We start from the raw sequence: 18,776 nt of genomic DNA, 5'->3' as shown, positions 1-18,776 counted from the left end.
TCGTTCCCTAGGAACGTCCCGCGCAGAGCGCCGTCTCGACGGCGGCCTTCATGTCGGCGCTCTGCGCGTCCGTGCCGCGCGGGCCGAGGTTGACCATGACCGTCGCCTGCCCGCCGCGCACCGTCGCGCCGGCCGCGGTCTCGAACCCGAGGACGTCGCCGGTGTGCCCCCAGTAGAGCCCGCCGCAGGGCAGCGGCCTGCTCTCCAGGCCGAGGCCGTACGCCCGCCCGTCCGCGTTGCCGGTCGGGCGGGTCTTCATCATCTGCCGGAGCTGGGCCGGGCGCAGCAGCCGGCCGCGCACGAGCGCGCCCATGAACCGGTTGACGTCGGTGCCGCTGGAGATCATCTCGCCGCCCGCGCCCGCGACCGAGGGGTTGATCGCGGTGATGTCCATGAGCGGCGCGCCCTCGCCCGGCCGGACGTACCCGCGCGGGTTCGGCCCCGGGATCACCGGGGACTCGCCCGGCACGTACGTCTGGCGCAGGTGGAGCGGCTTGATGATGCGCCGGCGGATCTCGTCCCCGTACGTGCGGCCGGTCACCCTCTCGATGATCATGCCCGCCAGCAGGTAGCCCGTGCTGGAGTAGCGCCACCCCTTGCCGGGCTTGAACGTCGGCGGGTGGGCGAGCGCGAGGTCCAGCAGGTCGCGCGGGTCGTGATGGGCGAGCGGGTTCTCGAAGATCTCCCGCAGGTCGAGGTAGGCGAGGACGTCGGGCAGGCCGCTGGTGTGCTGGAGCAGCTGCCGGACGGTGATCTTCCGCCCGTCGTTGCCGTTCCCGCGGACGACCCCGGGCAGGTACCGCTCCACCGGCGCGTCGAGGACGATACGGCCCTCCCCTACCAGCTGGAGCATGACCGTCGCCACGAACGTCTTGGTCATGCTGCCGATCCGGAACCTGCTGTCGCCGCGCACCGGCTCCCGGCTCTCCACGTCCGCGACTCCGTCGGTCAGCACCGTGCTGTTCCCGCGCCGGTTCCGCATTTCGATGAGCGCCCCGGGCCCGCCGTCGACCGTCGTCAGCCGCCGCAGAAGCTCCCGCAGCCGCGCGTCGTCACCGGCGGAGGCCGTCGCTCTCGCGTCCCGCCGCGGCACGTTGTCGCCCACCACCACGACACCCGCCGCCACCGCCAGAGCGAGCGCACCGCCCACCGCACGCTTGTGCTTGATCACCTGTAACCCCCTTGATCGTGAGGCTCATCACGCTAGGGATCAGGTCCTCGAACGCGCCTCACCCGGCGGAGCCACCCTTCATCTCGCCCTCAAGGCGCAGCCGCGATGAGCCTTCCTCGGGCGACGGCGGTCGGCGCGACCTCGCTCATCGCGTCAACGCCCGCACCGGCGCCGACCGTGACGGCGAAGCCGACGGCGACCGTCACCAAAACCGTCGAGAGGCACGTCTACCGCGCCCCCGAGGAGCCGGACACCGCCCCCGGGTCGTTCGTGGACGACCGCGAGAGCGCCGGAATCCGCGCTCCGTCCTCCTGGGCCACCGACACCGCCCTGAAGGTCTGCGAAGCCTGGCCGGCCGGGCGGTCGACCAGCAGCACCGACGCGATCCTCCCCGACGGGGGGATCTACGACGATCATCTACGGGACTTCAGCGACATCATCGAGTCGTGGTTCTGTCCCGGCGCGCAACCGTGACGTGCTAGTTGTCGCTGAGGAACTCCCGGTAGGAGATGCCGCCGTCGTCGTTCTTGTCGGCGGTGGCGATGTAGGCGTCGATCTCCGCGATGGAACGCGGGTCACCGGCGGCGGCGAACGCGGCGATGAGCTCGTCCCGGGACAGGTAGCCGGAGCCGTCGACGTCGAGCGAACGGAACTCGGCCATGTGGTCGGTGTTGGGGTTCTCATGCTTACCCATAGATTTGCTCCCTTCGCCTGTTTCCGGTCAGCGTAGCGGGGCCGCCGGCGCCCCGCCCGATCTTCACTCCAACGAACCGGCCACCGCGGACCGGTCGCCGGGCCCTGCGTCCAGCCGATCTGACCTGGGCTCTCACCGAAATCTCGCTGCCCCCGTTTAGGAACCCTCAGAAGGGCAGGGGGGAGACATGAAAATGCTTCGGGCTTCGGTCGCGCTTCACAACGGGATCGCCGTCGTCAGCCTCTCGGGCCAGATCGACCGGATGGCGAGCGCAGAGCTCGATTCGTTCCTCCGGGAAGTCCACACCCCGCACATCGTCGTGGACATGGCCGGGATCACGTACCTGGACGGCAGCGGCCTGGCGGTGCTGTGCGACATCGCGGACGAGGTGGCCGCGCTGGGGGGAAGCCTCTCCCTGGCCCGCCTCTACGGCCCGAGCGCCCAGGCACTGAGAGACCTCGACGAGGAGTGCCCCTTCGCCGTCTTCGGCACGATCACCCGCGCGGTCAAGACCAGCGCACGCCACCGCGCCGGGCAGGGAAAGGCCACGCGCCCGGACGTGGCCGTCCCAGCGTGAGCGGACGGCGGGAACGCCCACCTTCCCCTCATACGCGCCGTCACTTCAGGTAGACGTCGAAATCGCGGTTCCGGTCGCCGGCCTCGTGTCAGCGCAGGAGGGGTTGGCTGGTCAGGACGTCCGCGCGTTCGACGGGGGTGGAGAGTTTGGCGAGGTGGGCGGAGGCCAGGTGGGCCGCCTGCTCGCGGATCTCGGGGATGGCGGTGGTCTCGTAGCGCAGGCCGCGCAGCGTGGGACCGAGGGTGAACAGGTCGTGGCGCGTCCGGCCCGACTCGTCGACGGCGCAGCCGCAGCTGTCGGCGGTCAGGCCCAGGCGCAGCGGGTCGGTGGCGACCAGTCCGGAGTCGAGGAGGCCGCGCAGGAGCGGCTCGCTGCGCGGGTCGGCGGCGGGGCCGGTGCTGTTGATGATCCAGGCGATGTCCAGCTCGCGGGTGGGCCCGTCCGTGGCGAGGGTGACCTTCAGGTGGTCCCGGGTGGGATCGACGGCGTCGATCAGGCCGCGGAGTACGCGCAGACGGCCGGTGGCGCGCAGGTCGTCGATGCGCGTGGCGGTGGCGGGCGGGATGCGGTGGCGGCGGACCTCCCACTGCCGCGCGTAGGAGGAGAGGAATCGCTGACGTTCGGCCAGCCGGAGGCGTCCCCAGAGATCGGGAACGTGGGGACGCAGGCCGTCGACGACGCCGCGCCACTCGCCGTCGCTGGAGGCGAGGGCGGCGGTGAACAGGTGCAGCAGGTCGGTCACGGTGAGTTCACCGGGCGGCGGGGAGATGACGGCGGCGGGCGGAGCGGGTGAACGGTGGGCGCGCGGCAGCAGGCCGTGCCGGGACGCGGCGTACACGATCGTGCCCGGGTCGCGGGAGGCGATCGTCGTGGCGACGTCGACCATGGTCAGGCCGGTGCCGACGATCAGCACCGGGCCGCCGCTCACTCCGTCCAGCGCGCCCGGCCGCCACGGGTCGGCGATGTAGCGCGGGTCGTCCGGGGCCCATGGCCAGGCCGTGGGGGCCCGGTTGCCGGTGGCGAGCACCACGGCGTCGGCCTCCAGGCTCGCGCCGTCCGTGCCGTGCACGTGCCAGGCCCGGTCGCGTCCCGGTTCCACGCCGGTGACGGTCGCGGTGATCTGCGTGAGCTTGCCGGGGTGGCGGGCCGAGGCCTCCGCGAGCAGGTCCTGGAGGTAACACCCGTACAGGGTGCGGGGCAGGAAGTCGGCGCCGCTCGCGTCCAGGCCCCGAGCGCGAGCCCAGCGCACCAGATGGTCGGGGTCGTCGGCGAACGCGCTCATGCGGGCCGCGGGCGCGTTGAGCAGGTGCCGGGGGTCCTCGGTCGCGTACGCCTGGCCGAGCCCGTGCCGCCCGTCCCGGTCGAACACGACCACGCGCGGCGGCACCCTGTCACCGCGCAGGAGGAGATGCGCGGCCGTCAACGCGGCGCTCGCACCACCGCCGACGATCGCGACCACCGACTCGGAACGGCGCTGAGCTGCTCGTCCATCCATGACATGAGGCTAACCCATATTTCCCATAAGAATAATAGGCAATTGTGTCGGGTGTTTCCCGACCATGAAGTACCACTCGGGCACAGCGGACGGCCGCGGAGGCGCGCACCACGAGTACCCGCGCCGGCGCTCGGGCCGGGGAGACTTACCGTGTACGGGTAGAGTGCGCCGGGAGGAAGATCGATGACCCCACAGACCGACGCCGACACCGACACCGACACCGACACCGACACCGACACCGACACCGACGAGCTGACCGAGCGGCCCCGCATCCCGCTGAGCCGGAGGCGGGTCCTGCGCGCGGCCGTGGGGCTCGCCGACCGCGAGGGCCTCGACGCGCTCACCATGCGCCGGCTCGCACAGGAGGTCGGCGTCGAGGCGATGTCGCTCTACCACCACGTCGCCAACAAGGAGGCGGTCTTCGACGGCGTCGTCGAGGTGATCCTGGGAGAGATCATGACGGCGGTGGACGGGATCGAGGCCCCGTCCCCGGAAGAGGACTGGCAGGCGGCGCTGCGCACGCGGATCCTCACCGCCCGGAAGGTCTTCCTGCGTCACCGCTGGGCCCCGCACGTGCTCGAGAGCCGTTCCACCACGAGCCCGGCCGTCATCGCCTACATCGACCACGTCGTCGGCGTTCTCCGGGCGGGCGGGTTCTCCTTCGACCTGGCCCACCGCGCGCTGCACGTCCTGGGCAGCCGCGCGCTGGGGTTCGCACAGGAGTTGTTCCAGCCCGACGGCGCCCAGAGCGCGGACGCCGAGGCCGCCGTGATGATGGAGCAGATGGCCGACCGGTTCCCGCACCTCGTCGGGATGCTGGCGGACGCCGTCCACGACGACCCGGACAACACCCTGGGCTTCTGTGACGACCAGTTCGAGTTCGAGTTCGCGCTCGACCTGATCCTCGAAGGGCTGGAACGCCGCCGCGCCGCCGGCGCGTGACCCCGCCCGCCCCCACCTGAACGCGCGCTCCCGATCACTCTTCGCCACCACCCGATCCCTCTTGCGCTACGTCTCTTGACTCTCTTACGCCGTAAGTTAGCCTTACGACGTACGAGAACCTTACGACGTACGACGACTGTGGAAGGAAGACCGCCATGAAGGCCTGGAGCTGGGACCGCTACGGACCGCCCGACGTGCTGACCCTCAAGGACGTCGACGCCCCCGACATCGCCCGGGACGAGGTGCTCGTGCGGACGCGGGCGGCGTCCGTCAACCCGTACGACTGGCGCCACATGCGGGCCGATCCCCAGCTGGTGCGGCTCAGCATCGGCCTGCGGCGACCGAAGCCCGGGTTGGTCCTGGGCGCCGACCTGGCCGGCGTCGTCGAGCGGGTGGGCGAGGACGTGACCGCGCTGCGTCCCGGCGACGAGGTCTTCGGGGAGGTCCGCCTGGGCTCGTTCGCCGAGCTGGTCGCCGTCCCGCAGGACAGGCTGGCGATCAAGCCCGCTCGCCTCAGCTTCGAACAGGCCGCCTCGGTGTCGATGGCCGCGCACACCGCGCTCCAGGGGTTGCGGGACGAGGGCCGGATCTCCGCTGGGCAGAAAGTCCTCGTGAACGGGGGCTCCGGCGGCATCGGCACGTTCGCCGTCCAGCTGGCCAGGTGGTTCGGCGCCGAGGTCACGGCCGTGTGCAGCACGCGCAACCTGGAGCTGGTCCGTTCCCTGGGCGCGGACGACGCCGTGGACTACACGCGCGAGGACTTCACCGAACGCCAAGGGCACTACGACCTGCTCCTGGACATCGTCGGCGACCGGTCCCTGGCGGCGCTCCGACGCCCCCTGACATCCGGTGGAACGCTCGTGATCGTGGGCGGGATCGCCGCGGCCCGCGGCGGATTGCTCGGCCCCGCGACACAGGTGCTCCGCGGAACCCTGGCCGCCCCCTTCGTCCGCCGCCAGCGCATCACCATCGTCAGCTGGAAGCCCAACTCCAATGACCTGCGCTTCCTGGCCGATCTCATGGAGAAGGAAGAGGTCACTCCGGTCATCGACCGGACCTATCCGTTCTCCGAACTCCCCGAGGCCCTGCGCTACATCGAACGCGGCCACGCCCAAGGCAAGGTCGCCATCACCCTCTGACCTCCCCTCGGAACGCGATGCCCGTGCGGGAGGGCGGACGGGCCAAGGCCGGACCGCGTCCGCGGGCCCGGCCTTGCAGTGCCTGGAGGGGTGTCGACAGGGTGAGGTCAGTGGGGTCAGGAGGTCATGGTCCGCTTGTAGAGGCGCGTGGCCAGCGGCACGAAGACGACCAGCAGGACGGCGATCCAGATGAGGGACGCCGCGATCGCGTTCTGCATGGGCCAGGCCGACGACATCTTCATCGCGGAGCTGGTGTTGCCGAACAGGTCCCGGGCGGCCTGGGTGAACGTCGAGACCGGGTTCCAGTCGGCGAAGACCCGCAGCGGGGTGGGGAGGCGCGAGGAGTCGATGAACGCGTTGGACACGAACACCAGCGGGAACGACAACATGGTCACGACGTTGTTGAAGCTCGCCGGCGTCCGCAGTGCCAGCGCGACCGCCGCGGTCACCCACGAGAACGCGTAGGCGAACAGCAGCAGGAGCGCGAATCCCGCGATCGCCTCCAGCGGGGACGTGTGCACCCGCCATCCGACGATCAGGCCCATCGATCCCATGACGACCAGGCTCGCCACGTTCATCAGCAGGTCGCTGGCGGTCTGCCCGATCAGCACCGCCGACGGCGCCATCGGCAGCGAGCGGAACCGGTCGTAGATGCCCTTCTCCAGGTCGGTCGTCAGGCTGTAGCCGGTGATCTGCGCGCCGGTGATGACGGCTTGGACGAAGATGCCCGGCAGCAGGAAGTCCTTGTACGACATGCCCGGGACGTCGATGACGCTGCCGAACACGTACGCGAACATCAGCACGAGCACGATGGGCAGCATCACCACCCCGCCGATCATGTCCGGGGCACGCTTGATCTTCTTGATGTTGCGGCGGGCGATGGTGAGCCCGTCGGCGAGCGGCATGGCGACGGCGTTCATCGGGCGGCCTCCTCGGCGGTCGCGGCAGCGGGGTCGGAGTCGGGGTCAGAACCGGGGTCGGCGGACGCGCCGGGCAGGGCGTTCCCGGTCAGGGTGAGGTAGACGTCGTCGAGGGTCGGGCGGCGTACGCCCGCGTCGCGGACGGTCACGCGCTGGTCGGCGAGCCGGCCGAGCGCCTCGCGCAGCGCGGTCGGCCCGTCGGTGACCGGGACCGTGACGCGCAGCGCGTCCGGCTCGGTGCGCAGCGCGCCGGTCGCCATCCACGCGAGCGTCTCCCGGGCGGTGTCCAGGTCCGCGGCCGCGCCGAGGGTGAACTCCAGGCGGCTGCCGCCGACGCGGTCCTTCAACTGGTCCGCGGTGCCCTGGGCGATGGCGCGGCCGTGGTCGACGACCATGATCTGGTCGGCGAGCCGGTCGGCCTCCTCCATGTACTGGGTGGTGAGCAGCAGGGTGGTGCCGCCGGAGACCAGTTCGGAGATCACGTCCCACAGGCGGTTGCGGGCCCGCGGGTCCAGGCCGGTGGTCGGCTCGTCCAGGAACAGCACCGGCGGGTCGGCGACCAGCGCGCCGGCCAGGTCGATGCGGCGGCGCATGCCACCGGAGTAGCCCTGCACCGGGCGGTCGCCCGCCTCGGTGAGCTCGAAACGTTCCAGCAGTTCCCTGGCCCGTTCCCGGCTTCGCTTGGCGCCCAGGTGGTAGAGGCGCCCGATCATCTCCAGGTTCTCGGCGCCGGTGAGGTGCTCGTCGACGGCCGCGTACTGCCCCGACAGCCCGATCAGGGAGCGCAGCCGGCGGGCGTCCTTGACGACGTCGCAGCCGGCGACCTCGGCCCGTCCCGCGTCCGGGCTCAGCAGCGTGGTCAGCACCCGCACCGTCGTCGTCTTGCCGGCACCGTTCGGACCGAGCAGGGCGAGCACGGTGCCCTGCGGCACCGCCAGGCTCAGCCCGTCCAGGGCCGTCACCGGCCCGTACTTCTTCACCAGGCCTTCGGCCACGATCGCGTTCGTCATTCGAGGAGTCCTCTCGCGGAGATCGGGGGGTGAGGGAGGTCAGGAACGGTGGATCTCGATGTCGCCGAACTTGGTGTGCGCGTGGACCGCGACGCTCTCGCCGGTGTCACCCGGCTCCTCGGACGGCGTGAGCGAGTTGCGCACCGCGCCGAACTTGGTGTGGACGTCCAGCCACGCGGCGGTCCCGTCGGCGATGCCGACGTGCACCTTGCCGTGGCCGGTCTCCAGCCGGACCGTGCCACGGGCGACCTCGCCGATCCGGAGCCGGCCGTACGCGGACTTGACCGTCAGGTCGGCGCGGGCGGTGCCGACGGTGACGTCACCCGTGGACGTCTTGACCGTCGCGGACGCCTCCAGGGCGCCGACCGTGATCATGCCGTTGGTGGCGCTGAGCTCGGCCTCCCCCGCGATCCGTTCGACCCGGATCTCGCCGTTGGAGGAGCGCGCGTCCAGCCGTTCGGTGCGCTCCAGGTGGATGTCGCCGTGGGAGCTGTGCACGACGGTCTCCCCCAGGTCACCGGTGGCCTCGACGTCGGCCGCCCCCTTGACGCGCAGCCGCGACCCGGTGGGCAGTTCGACGGTGACGTCGATCGACCCCTTGCCGCCGAACAGGGACGACAGGCCCGTGCCCCGCGCGTCCTTCACCAGCAGCCGTCCACCGGAGAAGTCGACCTCGGTGCGTTCCGCGGCCTGAACGGAGGCGTCGGACGCCGGGTCGGTCGGCCGTACGGCGACGACGACGTCGGTACGTTCGCCGGCGTGCACCTCGACGTGGCCGTACGTGACCTCGATGGTGGCGTCGATGGGGCTTGTGGTCTCGAAAGCAGGCATGGCGGAGCCCTCCTCATGGGTCCGGTGGTGCTCCCGGCCGCCGGCCGGGCGATGAAGTGGAAGAAGGAACGGTCGGCTGGAAGGGAAAGGGTCAGCGAACCCAGCCGGTGAAGCTGCGCCCCTTACCGGTTGTCGGGCGGGCACGCTCGCCCGCCGGGCCGGGAGGCTCGCACGCCGCGGCGATCACCCGCACCAGCCAGGCGTTCACGGAGATGCCCTGGCGTTCGGCGGCCTGCTCCACCCGCGGCTTGAGATGCTCGGGCAGCCGCAACGTCATGCGCGCCGTGGCCCCGTCCTCGCCGGACGGAACGACCGGCGGCGGTGGCTCGGCGTTCGGAACGGCCTCGGGCTCGGCGGGCCCGTCGTCGGCCGGCGTCACCACGAACGCCGGGCTGGAACCGCGCAGCCGCACCTCCACCGACCCGGGCGCGAGGTCACGAGTGATCTCGTCGGCCGCCGCCGACAACGCCTCCAGCAACATCAGCCGAGCGCCCGACTCCAGCGGCCCGGTCAGGCGCTCGGCGAGGGCGCGCGCGTCATCCCCACCGGCCTCGGCCGCGACGACCAGCTCGCGACGCAACGCGTCAACGTACGGCATCAAATCCATGCCCCCACTATGACGTCAAAGTGACGTCACGTCAACCGTCTCACGACGCCACGCCCGCCATCTCTTGACGTCACCCGCAGAAAACCCGCCCTTCAGCACCTGCAAGGCGTGCTCACCGCAGCCGGACGACGTCGCCGTGACGTCACGTCCTCTCCACGCGATGCCGCGTTCAGACCTACCTACGATGAGGCCCAGGGCGGCCGACCGAGCGGCCGGTGAGCGCACGATCGAAGGCCAGATTCCGCCGCCGGCGTTGAGTGGATCAGGCCACGGCCTGACGGTGGTCATGGCGAAGGGGCCAAGGAGGGAACCGATAGGTACCCTGACTTAATATCCGCACCGATCTGGACCGGAGGCGCCACGAGCCATGCCCGCGCTGACCCTCCCGTTGCCGTCCGGTGACACATGGACTCGGGCAGACTATGAGGCGCTGCCCGAAGACCTCCCGGTGCGTGTGAGCCTCATCCACGGAGAACTGGTCGTGAACCCTCGCCCCCGCCCGATCCACCAGCGCATCGCGCGGCGACTGGCGACCCGCCTCGAGGGCGCGGCGCCCGATGCCTGGCAGGTCGACACCGACGTCGACGTCCTCCTGGATGACGATGAGGTGGAGGCGGTCGAGATCGCTCCCGACATCGTCGTGTATTCCAGTGCCCACGATCCCTATGAGCGTCCCATCCTCGCCGAGATGGTCTCCCTCATCGTCGAGGTGGTGTCCCCGTCCACCAAACGCAAGGATCGCCGGGTGCAGCCTGCCCTGTACGCGGACGCGCAGATCCGGCACTACTGGCGGGTGAAGACCGATCAGACCGCACCCGCGTTCGCGATCTACACCTATGAACTGGACGACGCCACCGGCGAATACATAGCGACCGGCGTCCACCACGACCGGATCACCACGACCTTGCCCTTCCATCTCGACATTGAACTCAAGGCCGTCCGCGAGTAGCCGCGGTCCTTCCGCGCAAGGCGAGGCGCCCTGTCCCGGGACTGGTGACGCGTCCAGAGGGAACTGACACCGAATCCCCATGCTCCGTCTGAGCTCCAGCTTTCTGTAATGGTGGTGCGATGGCGACCACCGCGACCGACTACCAGTGGATCAACGACTACTCAGAGCTGGCCGAGGCGTACTGTGCGGTCCTGATTCGAGGGGTCACACCCCAGGACTTCCTGCGAGGAATGCGGGCTGAACACCGCGGGAGTGCGTCCGGGTATGCCGATCTCGAGCGGCATACCCGGGACGTCTGGGAGGAACATTCTGACAATGCGTACCTGATAGGGGCCACCACGGTCCTCGGCGACCAGGGCGAGTGGGTGCTCGGGCTGGAAAGCAACGGCTTCCTGGGCACCCTGCCTCACCTGGTGGCGCCCCTGTCGAACGGCACCCGGCTGGTCGCCCACTTCTGCAACGTCAACGCGCACGACCTGTTCCTCTGGTACGAGGACGGTTCGCGCCGGACGGCGTTCGAGCCGCTCTTCCCGGGCCACAGGGACGGTTCCGCCCCGGACGAACTCGTCAACGTGATGGCGGAGGTTGGTTTCGACCTGCAACAGGACGAGGACGAACAGGACTTCTCCCTGACGACCGAGGCCGCATTCGCCTTGGCCGAACGGTTGTCGGGGGTACGCCTCACGCCGGAAGTCCTTGACAAGGCCACTTTCACCACGGGGCTCGTGCCCTTCAGCGCGACAAGGGATTCATGAGCCATCTGGACCTGCGAAGCTCGGCGGATGTACCCCTACGTCGACAGCGGTGAAACCCCTATCCCCGCCCTGGACGCCTTTGCCGTGGACGACCTGGACGAGTCCGAGGATTCCACGGTCGTCGATGTCGCCATCGTTCCCGAGCCTCGCATGATCCAGCTCGCCGCCTGGGACGACGGTCTCGGTCTCGACGTCGCCTTGCTCCTGACCCTTCCGAACGCGCGACAACTCTGTGATCGGCTCGCTCGAACGATCCAGCTCGCCGAGGCAGGGGCGGGAGACGCCGACGGCGTGACCCCGTGACCGACGTTCTCTGCGCATCAGGCCGCCGATGTGCATGGCCGAGAAGGTCCGGAACGTGTACGCGCCTCCGCACGTCCAAGATCCGGACGATCACGGAACCCGAACCGGGCGGTGGTGGACGATGAGCTTCGACCTGTGCGTGTGGCGCGAGGAACACCCCGTCACAGCCGAGCAGGCCCTTCTCAAATACAGGTGGCTGATGGGCGCGGAGGAGTGGTCCGGCCCCGAACCGGAGATGTTTCCGGACGAACGTGTCGGCACGTTCCATGCGGAGATCTTGAACGTGTATCCCCCACTGAATGACGTCGCCGAGGGGGAATCCCCCTGGAGCATGGACCCCTTCGAGATGCCCGACAACTACGTGTCCCTGTGCATGGGCTTCTCCGAGGCCCAGAACGCCAGTCCCACGATCATCGAGCTGGCCATGCGACATGGCCTGGTGTGCTTCGACCCCCAGGTCTCCCGCGTCCACAACCCGCCCGAGATCGTCGACAGCGACGGACCGCACCTGGTCTTCTTCGACGGCGGAATCGTCAACGAGCCCCGTCCGGAGGACCTCCCCCGGCTCCTGCACCAGATCACCGACAGGAACTGGTTCGCCCACCTGGACATCCGGCCCGGCTGGTACGTGCAGGCCGGCCTGGGTGAGAAGGCCGGCGGGGCGCCGGACGGGATGTACGGCGTGGAATACCGGGAAGGATCGGCCGACCGCCATTTCCGGTACGTGACCGGCGACATCGACGAAGTGGTGAGCGCCTTCCAGGGCTTCGCCGAAGGCCGCGAAGATTGGAAGACCACCTTCACCGAGTACGACCCGTCCTAATACCGCAACCCCCAAATCGCAATCCCGACACCGGCCCCCGCCAGTGACTGTTCGCCGATGAGACCTACCCGTGTCGTGGCCGGCGACGTCTACACACTTCGCTCCCGGAGCGTGACCGAGATGGTCCGTCACCATGGCGGACGGCACCATTGAGCGCAGCGGGCTGATTCACAGCCTCTCGAGATACATGCTGCGGCGATTCAGGCCTCGCCGGGAGGAACGCACGGAGTACTTGCCCTACCGCTGAGAACGTCGCTCAACGTGTCTGAGTCGCTTCCCCGACTGGTCGTTCGGACGAGTGCGCTTGGTGCGCCTGGTCCAGGGCGTGCGAGGTCGAGGTGCCTGGTTGAGGGTGCACCACTGAAGAGGTGGGGTCTGGGGCGGAGCCCCGACTTGGGGGTGTGGGGGCGGGAGCCCCTATGGGGACGTCCGAGCGGAGCGGGGGCGCGTGCAGGCGCGTGTGCTTTCGCTCTCGGGAGGCCCTTCCGATTCTCAGGGTGGGGCTTTGTAGAGGGTGGCGATCGCGGCGGCGCGCTTGTGCAGGGAGTCGCGCAGCCATTGCGGGGCCAGGGCCTCCGCGTTCGTGCTGAGCTGCCACAGCGCCCATTCGGCATGTCTCGGATCTTGGAAGGTCACCTCCAGCCGCAGCCGTCCGTCCGGCTCGGTCTCTTCGGCGAGGACGGCCAGTGCGGTGCCCACCAGGTCCTCCCGCCGCGCCGGGTTCATCCGTACCACCACGCTGACCTGGTCGCCGCCGGTCCGGAACCGCGTGCTGCGTTCCTGCCAGGCCCGGTCCAGGTCGACCCGGTCCGGGCGCTGCGCGGGCTCGGCGAGTTCTTCGGCGGCCAGGATCCGGGACAGCCGGTAGGTACGGTCCGCGCCGGACCTCGTGGCCAGCAGGTAGCCCTGGTCACGTACGGTGACCAGGCCGATCGGGTCCACCGTGCGCCACTTCGGGGCCTGGTCCACGGCCGCGTAGTGGATGCGCAGCTTGTGTCCGGCGAACACCGCGCGCCGGACCTCGGCGACCACGGCGTCGGGCACCTCCTCGGCGACCAGCCGGCGTGAGAGGAGGTCGGCCTCCGGGTCGATGAGCAGCCGCTCGGCCGCGCCGGCCGCGGTGTCCCGATAGCTTTCGGGCAGCGCGTCGACCACCTTGAGCATCGCCGAGGCGAGCGCCGAGCCGAGGCCGAACGCCTGCGCGCCGCGCCGCGAACCGGCGATCAGCAGGGCCAGGGCCTCGTCGTGGTTCAGCCCGGTGAGCTCGGTCCGGAAGCCGGGCAGCAACGCGAACCCGCCGTGCCGCCCGCGTTCGGCGTAGACCGGGACGCCGGCCGCGGACAGCGCCTCGATGTCGCGCAGCACGGTACGCGTGGACACCTCCAGCTCGCGGGCCAGCGCGGTCGCGGACAGCCGGCCGTGCTGCCGCAGCAGCAGCACCAGCGAGACCAACCGGTCGGCGCGCATGCCGAAACTCTAAAGGAATACACGACAAAGGATGTCGTGATTCGTTGGCAGGCTCGTCGACGTGGCCATCGAGCCGATGGACGTACGTGATGCCGACGAATCGAATGGAGCGGATATGACGATGGAACGAACGGCGGTCAACCCGTGGGCGTGGTCGGTGGAGATGGGATACAACCAGGGTGAGATCGTGTCGGGGCACACCCGGACCCTCTACTGCGCCGGGCAGACCGCGATGAGCGGCGACGGCAAGCCCGAGCATCCCGGTGACATGGCGGCGCAGCTCGCCCTGAGCCTCGACAATCTGGAGGCCGTGCTCGGCGAGGCCGGCATGTCCCTCGCGAGCCTCGTCCGCCTCAACGTCTACACCACCGACGTCGACCGGCTCTTCGAGCACTACGGCGTGCTGGCGTCGCGGTTGGGCGCCGCCGCGGTGGCACCGTCCACCACGATGCTCGGGGTGGCGCGGCTGGCGCTCCCCGACCTGATGGTCGAGCTCGAGGGCACCGCCGTCGCGTGACGCGACCTCGCCGCCTCCGGCAGATCTGCCGGAGGCGGCACGAGCAGCAGGCAGGCAGACACGAACAGCAGGAAGGTGGGTGATTTCAGTGCTCACGATGGTGACGATCGGCGTCTACGGCTTCGACGGCGAGTCCTTCCTGCGACGACTGCGGGACGCGGACGTTCGGCTGCTGCTCGACGTACGCCAGCGCCGCGGCGTCCGCGGATCCGAGTACGCCTGGGCGAACGCACGCCGGTTGCAGGAGGCCCTCGCCCATGCGCAGATCGCCTACGCGCACCACCCGGAGCTCGCTCCGACCACCGAGTTGCGCCGGCTCCAGTACGCCGAAGATGATCGCCGCGGGGTCGGCAAGCGCTCGCGCCGCGAACTCTCCGCCGAGTACGCCCGCCGCTACACCACCGAGATCCTCGACCGCGCCGACCTCACGCAGATCGTGTCGGAGCTGCCGAGCGGCGGGACCGCGGCCCTGCTCTGCGTCGAACGCGACCCCGAGGCCTGCCACCGCTCGTTGATCGCCCAGCGCCTGACCGACCACCACCACGTCAAGATCGAGCACCTCCGCCCGCAGTGACCCACGACCACCCCCAGCGAGGGCGTGCGGCATAGCCGCCGTTAGCGGGATCAGATGGGGGCGAGGCGGGAGATACGATCACGGCATGGCTTTGACGGTGGACGACGTCGACCGGTTCGAGTCGTCGAGGCCCCGCCTGGAGGCCATCGCGTACCGTCTCCTCGGCTCCGCGGACGAGGCGGAGGACGTCGTGCAGGAGACGTTCCTGCGCTGGCAGGCCGCCGACGTCGACCGCGTCGAGGTCCCCGAGGCCTGGCTGACGAAGGTGCTCACCAACCTGTGCCTCAACCAGCTCACCTCCGCGCGCGCACGCCGCGAGACGTACGTGGGCCGCTGGCTTCCCGAGCCGCTGCTCGCCGGGGACCCGATGCTCGGCCCGGCCGACACCGCCGAGCAGCGCGAATCGGTCTCGTACGCGGTCCTCACCCTCATGGAACGCCTGTCCCCCCAACGAACGGGCCGTGTACGTGCTGCGGGAGGCGTTCGACTACCCGCACCGGGAGATCGCCGAGATCCTCGACATCACCGAGGCCGGCAGCCAGCAGATCTATCACCGTGCCAAGAGGCACGTCGCGCACGGCAGGACCCGTACCGAGATCGACGAGGCCGCCGCCCGGCGGATCGTCGAGGAGTTCCTCGCGGCCGCCACCAGTGGCCGGACCGATGAGCTCGTACGCCTGCTCACCAAGGACGCGATCTCCGTCGGCGACGGCGGAGGGAAGGTCCCGGCACGCACCAAGGCGTTCGAGGGAGCCGTCGCGGTCGCGGAGTTCGTGTGGGGCATGTTCAAACCGGCCGAGGCCAAGAACGCCATCGTCGGCGGCTCGCCCGAGATCTACGGCTGGAGCGCCAACGGCGAACCCGCCGTCGTGGCCGTCGTGGAAGGCCGGGTCGTCGCGATCATGTGCCTGGAGGTCACCGCCGAGGGCATCACCGCCTGCCGGACCCAGGCCAATCCCGACAAGCTCGAACGCGCGACCGAGCGGTGGGCGGCGGCCGACCGCGGGGAACCCCTGATCATAATGTGACGTGGATCACATCAGGCTCCTGTCAGGAAACCTCGGGCCATCCGGTTCAAGTGGCGAACCCGAACCCGAACCCAAACCGGACAGGAGCCTGACATGCCGCACCGCATCATCGTTCTCGGAGCCGGATACACCGGAGCCGGCGCCGCCGGCCGCCTCGCCAGGCGGCTGCGCCGCGACGACGTCGCCATCACCCTCGTCAACGCCGAGCCCGACTTCGTGGAACGGGTCCGCAACCACCAGCTGGCGAGCGGCCAGGACCTCAAGCACCGGCCGCTCGGCGACATCTTCGCCGGCACCGGCGTCGAGCTGAGGCTCGCGAAGGTCACCGGCGTCGACGCCGACCGCAAGACCGTCGCCATCACCGGCCCGAACGGCACCGAAGACCTCGAATACGACACCCTCGTGTACGCCCTCGGCAGCGGCTGGAACGACCAGGGCGTACCCGGAACCGCCGAGCACGCCGAACAGATCGCCGGCCGTACCGGAGCACTCCGGCTACGCGAGCGCCTGGCGAGCCTGAACGCCGGACAGACCGTGGTGGTGGTCGGCGGCGGCCTCACCGGCGTGGAGTCCTCCACCGAGATCGCCGAGGCCCGCCCGGACCTCGACGTCGCCCTGGCCGTCCGCGGCGACCTCGGCGACTGGCTCTCCCCCAAGGGCCGCGAGCACGTCCGGAAGGTCTTCGGCAGGCTCGGCATCACCGCCCACGAGCACACCGCCGTCACCGGAGTGGGCGCCGACCACGTCGCCACCGCCGACGGCAAGGCCATCCCCGCCGCGGTCACCGTATGGACCGCCGGTTTCGCGGTCCACCCGATCGCGAAGGCGACCACCCTGAACGTCTCCGGCACCGGCCAGATCGTGGTCGACCGGACCATGCGCTCGGTCTCCCACCCCGACGTGTACGCCATCGGCGACGCGGCCCTGGCGATGGGCGCCGACGGCAGGCCGCTGCGCATGTCGTGCGCCTCGGGAATCCCCACCGCCTGGCTGGCCGCCGACACCATCGCGGCGCGCCTGACCGGCAGGAAGGTCCCCGACAAGACGATCGGCTACTTCAACCAGTGCGTCTCGCTGGGCCGGAAGGAGGGCCTGATCCAGTACGTCACGGCCGACGACCGCGCCAGGAAGGCGGTCCTGACCGGCCGACTGGCCGCCCGCTACAAGGAACTGGTCTGCCGGAGCGCCGCATGGAGCGTCGCCAACCCGACCCTCGGCATGCCGACCCGCCGCCACCGCGTCACCCACGACCGGCCCCTCATGCCCGCGACCGCCTGAGCATCGTCGCGGACGACTCCTCCACCCCGCAGACCACCGCCCGCTCCCCACCGAACGCTTGGTGTCCGGCGCGATGGTCACTCACGGCCAATTCACGTTCGTCCTGGTGAACGCACCCCCTTTCGGGCTCGTCCACCAAACCCGAAGCAAAGGAACCCACACCGTGATCATGCTTACCGGAGCCCGCGGCGTCGTCGGACGCCAGGTGATGAACCTGCTCCTCAAGGAAGGCGCGGCGGCCTCCGCGGTCACCCGCGATCCCGGCGGAACGGGGCTCCCCGACGGCGTACGAGCCGTCACCGGAGACCTGTTCCACCCCCACTGGATCGAGCCGGCGCTGCGAGAGGTCGAGGCCCTCCAGATCAGCCCGCGCGCCACCGGCCCCGGCCTGGGCGAACTGCTGAAGCACGCCGCCGGACGAGGCGTCCGGCGCGTTGTGCTGCTGTCGGCCACCACCGTGGAGCATCCGGCGGGGGAAGCCCGCTTCGCCGCCCAGTTCAAGCACGCCGAGGACCTCGTCACCGGCTCCGGCCTCGACTGGACGGTCCTGCGCCTGGCCGACTTCGCCGCGAACGCACTGGCCTGGGCGCCCCAGATCAAGGCCGGTGACGTGGTGCGCGGCGCGTACGGCCACGCCGCCACCTCTCCCATCCACGAAACCGACATCGCAGCGGTCGCGGTCAACGCCCTCCAGGGGAACCTTCCCGCCGGGGCGATCCACACGCTGACCGGGCCGCGGTCGCTGGACCAGTTCGAGAAGGTACGGCTCGTCGGCGAGGCCATCGGCCGGGAACTGACCTTCCAGGAGCTCCCGCCCGAGCACGTACGCCAGGGCATGCTCGCGCAGGGGCTGCCCGAAGAGGTCCCCGCCCGCCTGCTCGGTTCCCTGGCCGACTACGCCGACCGCCCCGGCCCCACCACCGGCACCGTGGAGGACCTGCTGGGCCGCCCCGCCCTCACCTTCGCCGACTGGGCAACCGACAACACCCCCGCCTTCATCCCCTGACCTCCCAGCCAGGTCAGCGCGCACCCCAGCCCGCCAAACCCTGCGAATACTGCGCCAAAGAGACGACGACGCCGAGACCCTGCGCGTCATCGACATCCTGTGGATGGGGTGGCGGCAGGGCGCGGCGTTCACCTCGGCCCTTGAGCGCAGGCACGCTCTGCCGTGGGGACCGTACAGAGCCCCTCATGGCTGATGGGCGAACGCGGTTTCCCGCGTTCACCCATCAGCGGTGTGCCGGCCCTCAGGGACCTGCGTCTCTCAGCCGCGTTGCCACACTCCGACTTGGCGGCTGCCAGCGAGCAGCGTCCGGCCGTCGGGGCTGAAGGTGACGGAGGAGACCGCACCCGTGTGGCCGGACAGGCGGGTCAGGGAGGTCCGGCGGTCGACGTTCCACAACCACACGGAACTGTCGGCACCGCCACTGGCCAACGTCCTGCCATCGGGACTGAACGTCACCGAATACACCGCACCCCCATGACCACGCAGAGGACCACCCACCTCCTTGCCCGTGACCGTGTCCCACAACCGCACCGTGTCGTCCCGACCACCCGTCGCCAAAGTCCGCCCATCAGAGCTGAAGGTGACGGAGTACACCGCACCCGTGTGGCCGGACAGGCGGGTCAGGGAGGTCCGGCGGTCGACGTTCCACAACCACACGGAACTGTCGGCACCGCCACTGGCCAACGTCCT

The 18,776-nt window shown here is 70.2% G+C and carries 21 protein-coding genes and 2 pseudogenes; 14 read left to right on the top strand and 9 right to left on the bottom strand.

Annotated features, from left to right (window positions below; translation table 11 throughout):
• Nucleotides 1–7 precede the first annotated feature (7 nt).
• On the bottom strand, nt 8–1,171 hold the full coding sequence (locus ABZ810_RS00895) for a serine hydrolase domain-containing protein (RefSeq protein WP_358397514.1): 1,164 nt from the start codon (nt 1,169–1,171) through the stop codon (nt 8–10).
• 105 nt (nt 1,172–1,276) lie between these two features.
• Here ABZ810_RS00895 and ABZ810_RS00890 point away from each other — a divergent pair, with 105 nt between their 5' ends.
• Entirely contained in the window at nt 1,277–1,645 is a 369-nt protein-coding gene (locus ABZ810_RS00890) for a hypothetical protein (protein ID WP_358397512.1), read from the top strand.
• Between the two features lie 4 nt (nt 1,646–1,649).
• Here ABZ810_RS00890 and ABZ810_RS00885 read toward each other — a convergent pair whose 3' ends face one another.
• A complete protein-coding gene (locus ABZ810_RS00885) occupies nt 1,650–1,865 on the bottom strand; it encodes an EF-hand domain-containing protein (protein WP_358397510.1) in 216 nt (71 codons plus the stop codon).
• Nucleotides 1,866–2,052: 187 nt separating this feature from the next.
• Between ABZ810_RS00885 and ABZ810_RS00880 the strand changes: the two genes are divergently transcribed.
• On the top strand, nt 2,053–2,442 hold the full coding sequence (locus ABZ810_RS00880; protein ID WP_358397507.1) for an STAS domain-containing protein: 390 nt from the start codon (nt 2,053–2,055) through the stop codon (nt 2,440–2,442).
• Nucleotides 2,443–2,530: 88 nt separating this feature from the next.
• Here the strand turns inward: ABZ810_RS00880 and ABZ810_RS00875 are convergent, their stop codons facing one another.
• Nucleotides 2,531–3,937 (bottom strand): FAD/NAD(P)-binding protein, encoded by a 1,407-nt coding sequence (locus ABZ810_RS00875; RefSeq protein WP_358397505.1) that lies wholly within the window; start codon nt 3,935–3,937, stop codon nt 2,531–2,533.
• A 183-nt stretch (nt 3,938–4,120) separates the two neighbouring features.
• On the opposite strand from ABZ810_RS00875, the gene ABZ810_RS00870 reads away from it, so the two are divergent.
• A complete protein-coding gene (locus tag ABZ810_RS00870; protein ID WP_358397502.1) occupies nt 4,121–4,879 on the top strand; it encodes a TetR/AcrR family transcriptional regulator C-terminal domain-containing protein in 759 nt (252 codons plus the stop codon).
• A gap of 155 nt (nt 4,880–5,034) precedes the next feature.
• Nucleotides 5,035–6,018 carry an NAD(P)-dependent alcohol dehydrogenase gene (locus tag ABZ810_RS00865; protein ID WP_358397500.1) on the top strand — a complete coding sequence of 328 codons (984 nt, stop codon included), beginning with the start codon at nt 5,035–5,037 and terminating at the stop codon, nt 6,016–6,018.
• A gap of 116 nt (nt 6,019–6,134) precedes the next feature.
• Here the strand turns inward: ABZ810_RS00865 and ABZ810_RS00860 are convergent, their stop codons facing one another.
• From ABZ810_RS00860 to ABZ810_RS00845, 4 genes are all read right to left on the bottom strand, one after another.
• Nucleotides 6,135–6,938: an ABC transporter permease gene (locus tag ABZ810_RS00860; protein ID WP_358397498.1), complete on the bottom strand. Its 804-nt coding sequence runs from the start codon at nt 6,936–6,938 to the stop codon at nt 6,135–6,137.
• On the bottom strand, nt 6,935–7,948 hold the full coding sequence (locus ABZ810_RS00855) for an ATP-binding cassette domain-containing protein (RefSeq protein WP_358397496.1): 1,014 nt from the start codon (nt 7,946–7,948) through the stop codon (nt 6,935–6,937). Before ABZ810_RS00855 ends, ABZ810_RS00860 begins: the two co-directional genes overlap by 4 nt.
• Nucleotides 7,949–7,987: 39 nt before the next feature.
• Nucleotides 7,988–8,779 carry a DUF4097 family beta strand repeat-containing protein gene (locus ABZ810_RS00850; RefSeq protein WP_358397494.1) on the bottom strand — a complete coding sequence of 264 codons (792 nt, stop codon included), beginning with the start codon at nt 8,777–8,779 and terminating at the stop codon, nt 7,988–7,990.
• 91 nt (nt 8,780–8,870) lie between these two features.
• On the bottom strand, nt 8,871–9,386 hold the full coding sequence (locus ABZ810_RS00845; RefSeq protein ID WP_358397491.1) for a toxin-antitoxin system HicB family antitoxin: 516 nt from the start codon (nt 9,384–9,386) through the stop codon (nt 8,871–8,873).
• Nucleotides 9,387–9,753: 367 nt separating this feature from the next.
• Between ABZ810_RS00845 and ABZ810_RS00840 the strand changes: the two genes are divergently transcribed.
• The 4 genes from ABZ810_RS00840 (at nt 9,754) to ABZ810_RS00825 (ending at nt 12,216) form a co-directional block, all read left to right on the top strand.
• Nucleotides 9,754–10,335: a Uma2 family endonuclease gene (locus ABZ810_RS00840; protein WP_358397489.1), complete on the top strand. Its 582-nt coding sequence runs from the start codon at nt 9,754–9,756 to the stop codon at nt 10,333–10,335.
• A 119-nt stretch (nt 10,336–10,454) separates the two neighbouring features.
• Complete coding sequence (locus ABZ810_RS00835) at nt 10,455–11,090, top strand: DUF6461 domain-containing protein (RefSeq protein WP_358397487.1); 636 nt, start codon at nt 10,455–10,457, stop codon at nt 11,088–11,090.
• A 27-nt stretch (nt 11,091–11,117) separates the two neighbouring features.
• On the top strand, nt 11,118–11,393 hold the full coding sequence (locus ABZ810_RS00830; RefSeq protein WP_358397485.1) for a hypothetical protein: 276 nt from the start codon (nt 11,118–11,120) through the stop codon (nt 11,391–11,393).
• 121 nt (nt 11,394–11,514) lie between these two features.
• Nucleotides 11,515–12,216, top strand: coding sequence for a hypothetical protein (locus ABZ810_RS00825; RefSeq protein WP_358397483.1), 702 nt, complete (start codon nt 11,515–11,517; stop codon nt 12,214–12,216).
• A gap of 492 nt (nt 12,217–12,708) precedes the next feature.
• Here ABZ810_RS00825 and ABZ810_RS00820 read toward each other — a convergent pair whose 3' ends face one another.
• Nucleotides 12,709–13,683: a WYL domain-containing protein gene (locus ABZ810_RS00820; RefSeq protein WP_358397480.1), complete on the bottom strand. Its 975-nt coding sequence runs from the start codon at nt 13,681–13,683 to the stop codon at nt 12,709–12,711.
• Nucleotides 13,684–13,804: 121 nt separating this feature from the next.
• On the opposite strand from ABZ810_RS00820, the gene ABZ810_RS00815 reads away from it, so the two are divergent.
• From ABZ810_RS00815 to ABZ810_RS00790, 6 genes and pseudogenes are all read left to right on the top strand, one after another.
• Nucleotides 13,805–14,200 carry a RidA family protein gene (locus ABZ810_RS00815; protein WP_358398921.1) on the top strand — a complete coding sequence of 132 codons (396 nt, stop codon included), beginning with the start codon at nt 13,805–13,807 and terminating at the stop codon, nt 14,198–14,200.
• A gap of 79 nt (nt 14,201–14,279) precedes the next feature.
• Nucleotides 14,280–14,774: a DUF488 domain-containing protein gene (locus tag ABZ810_RS00810; protein ID WP_358397478.1), complete on the top strand. Its 495-nt coding sequence runs from the start codon at nt 14,280–14,282 to the stop codon at nt 14,772–14,774.
• Nucleotides 14,775–14,859: 85 nt separating this feature from the next.
• Nucleotides 14,860–15,021: pseudogene (locus tag ABZ810_RS00805) on the top strand (sigma factor); the annotation flags it as partial.
• Between the two features lie 214 nt (nt 15,022–15,235).
• Nucleotides 15,236–15,802 carry a sigma factor-like helix-turn-helix DNA-binding protein gene (locus tag ABZ810_RS00800; protein ID WP_358397476.1) on the top strand — a complete coding sequence of 189 codons (567 nt, stop codon included), beginning with the start codon at nt 15,236–15,238 and terminating at the stop codon, nt 15,800–15,802.
• 93 nt (nt 15,803–15,895) lie between these two features.
• Complete coding sequence (locus ABZ810_RS00795; protein WP_358397474.1) at nt 15,896–17,080, top strand: FAD-dependent oxidoreductase; 1,185 nt, start codon at nt 15,896–15,898, stop codon at nt 17,078–17,080.
• Between the two features lie 169 nt (nt 17,081–17,249).
• A complete protein-coding gene (locus ABZ810_RS00790; RefSeq protein ID WP_358398918.1) occupies nt 17,250–18,086 on the top strand; it encodes an NAD(P)H-binding protein in 837 nt (278 codons plus the stop codon).
• Between the two features lie 258 nt (nt 18,087–18,344).
• On the opposite strand, the pseudogene ABZ810_RS00785 reads toward ABZ810_RS00790, so the two are convergent.
• Nucleotides 18,345–18,776: pseudogene (locus ABZ810_RS00785) on the bottom strand (hypothetical protein); the annotation flags it as partial.

The organism is Spirillospora sp. NPDC047279 (assembly GCF_040643285.1).
Lineage (GTDB): Bacteria > Actinomycetota > Actinomycetes > Streptosporangiales > Streptosporangiaceae > Spirillospora.
The sequence above is the reverse complement of the archived record's forward strand: the minus strand, read 5'-3'. Positions and strand labels throughout refer to the sequence as shown.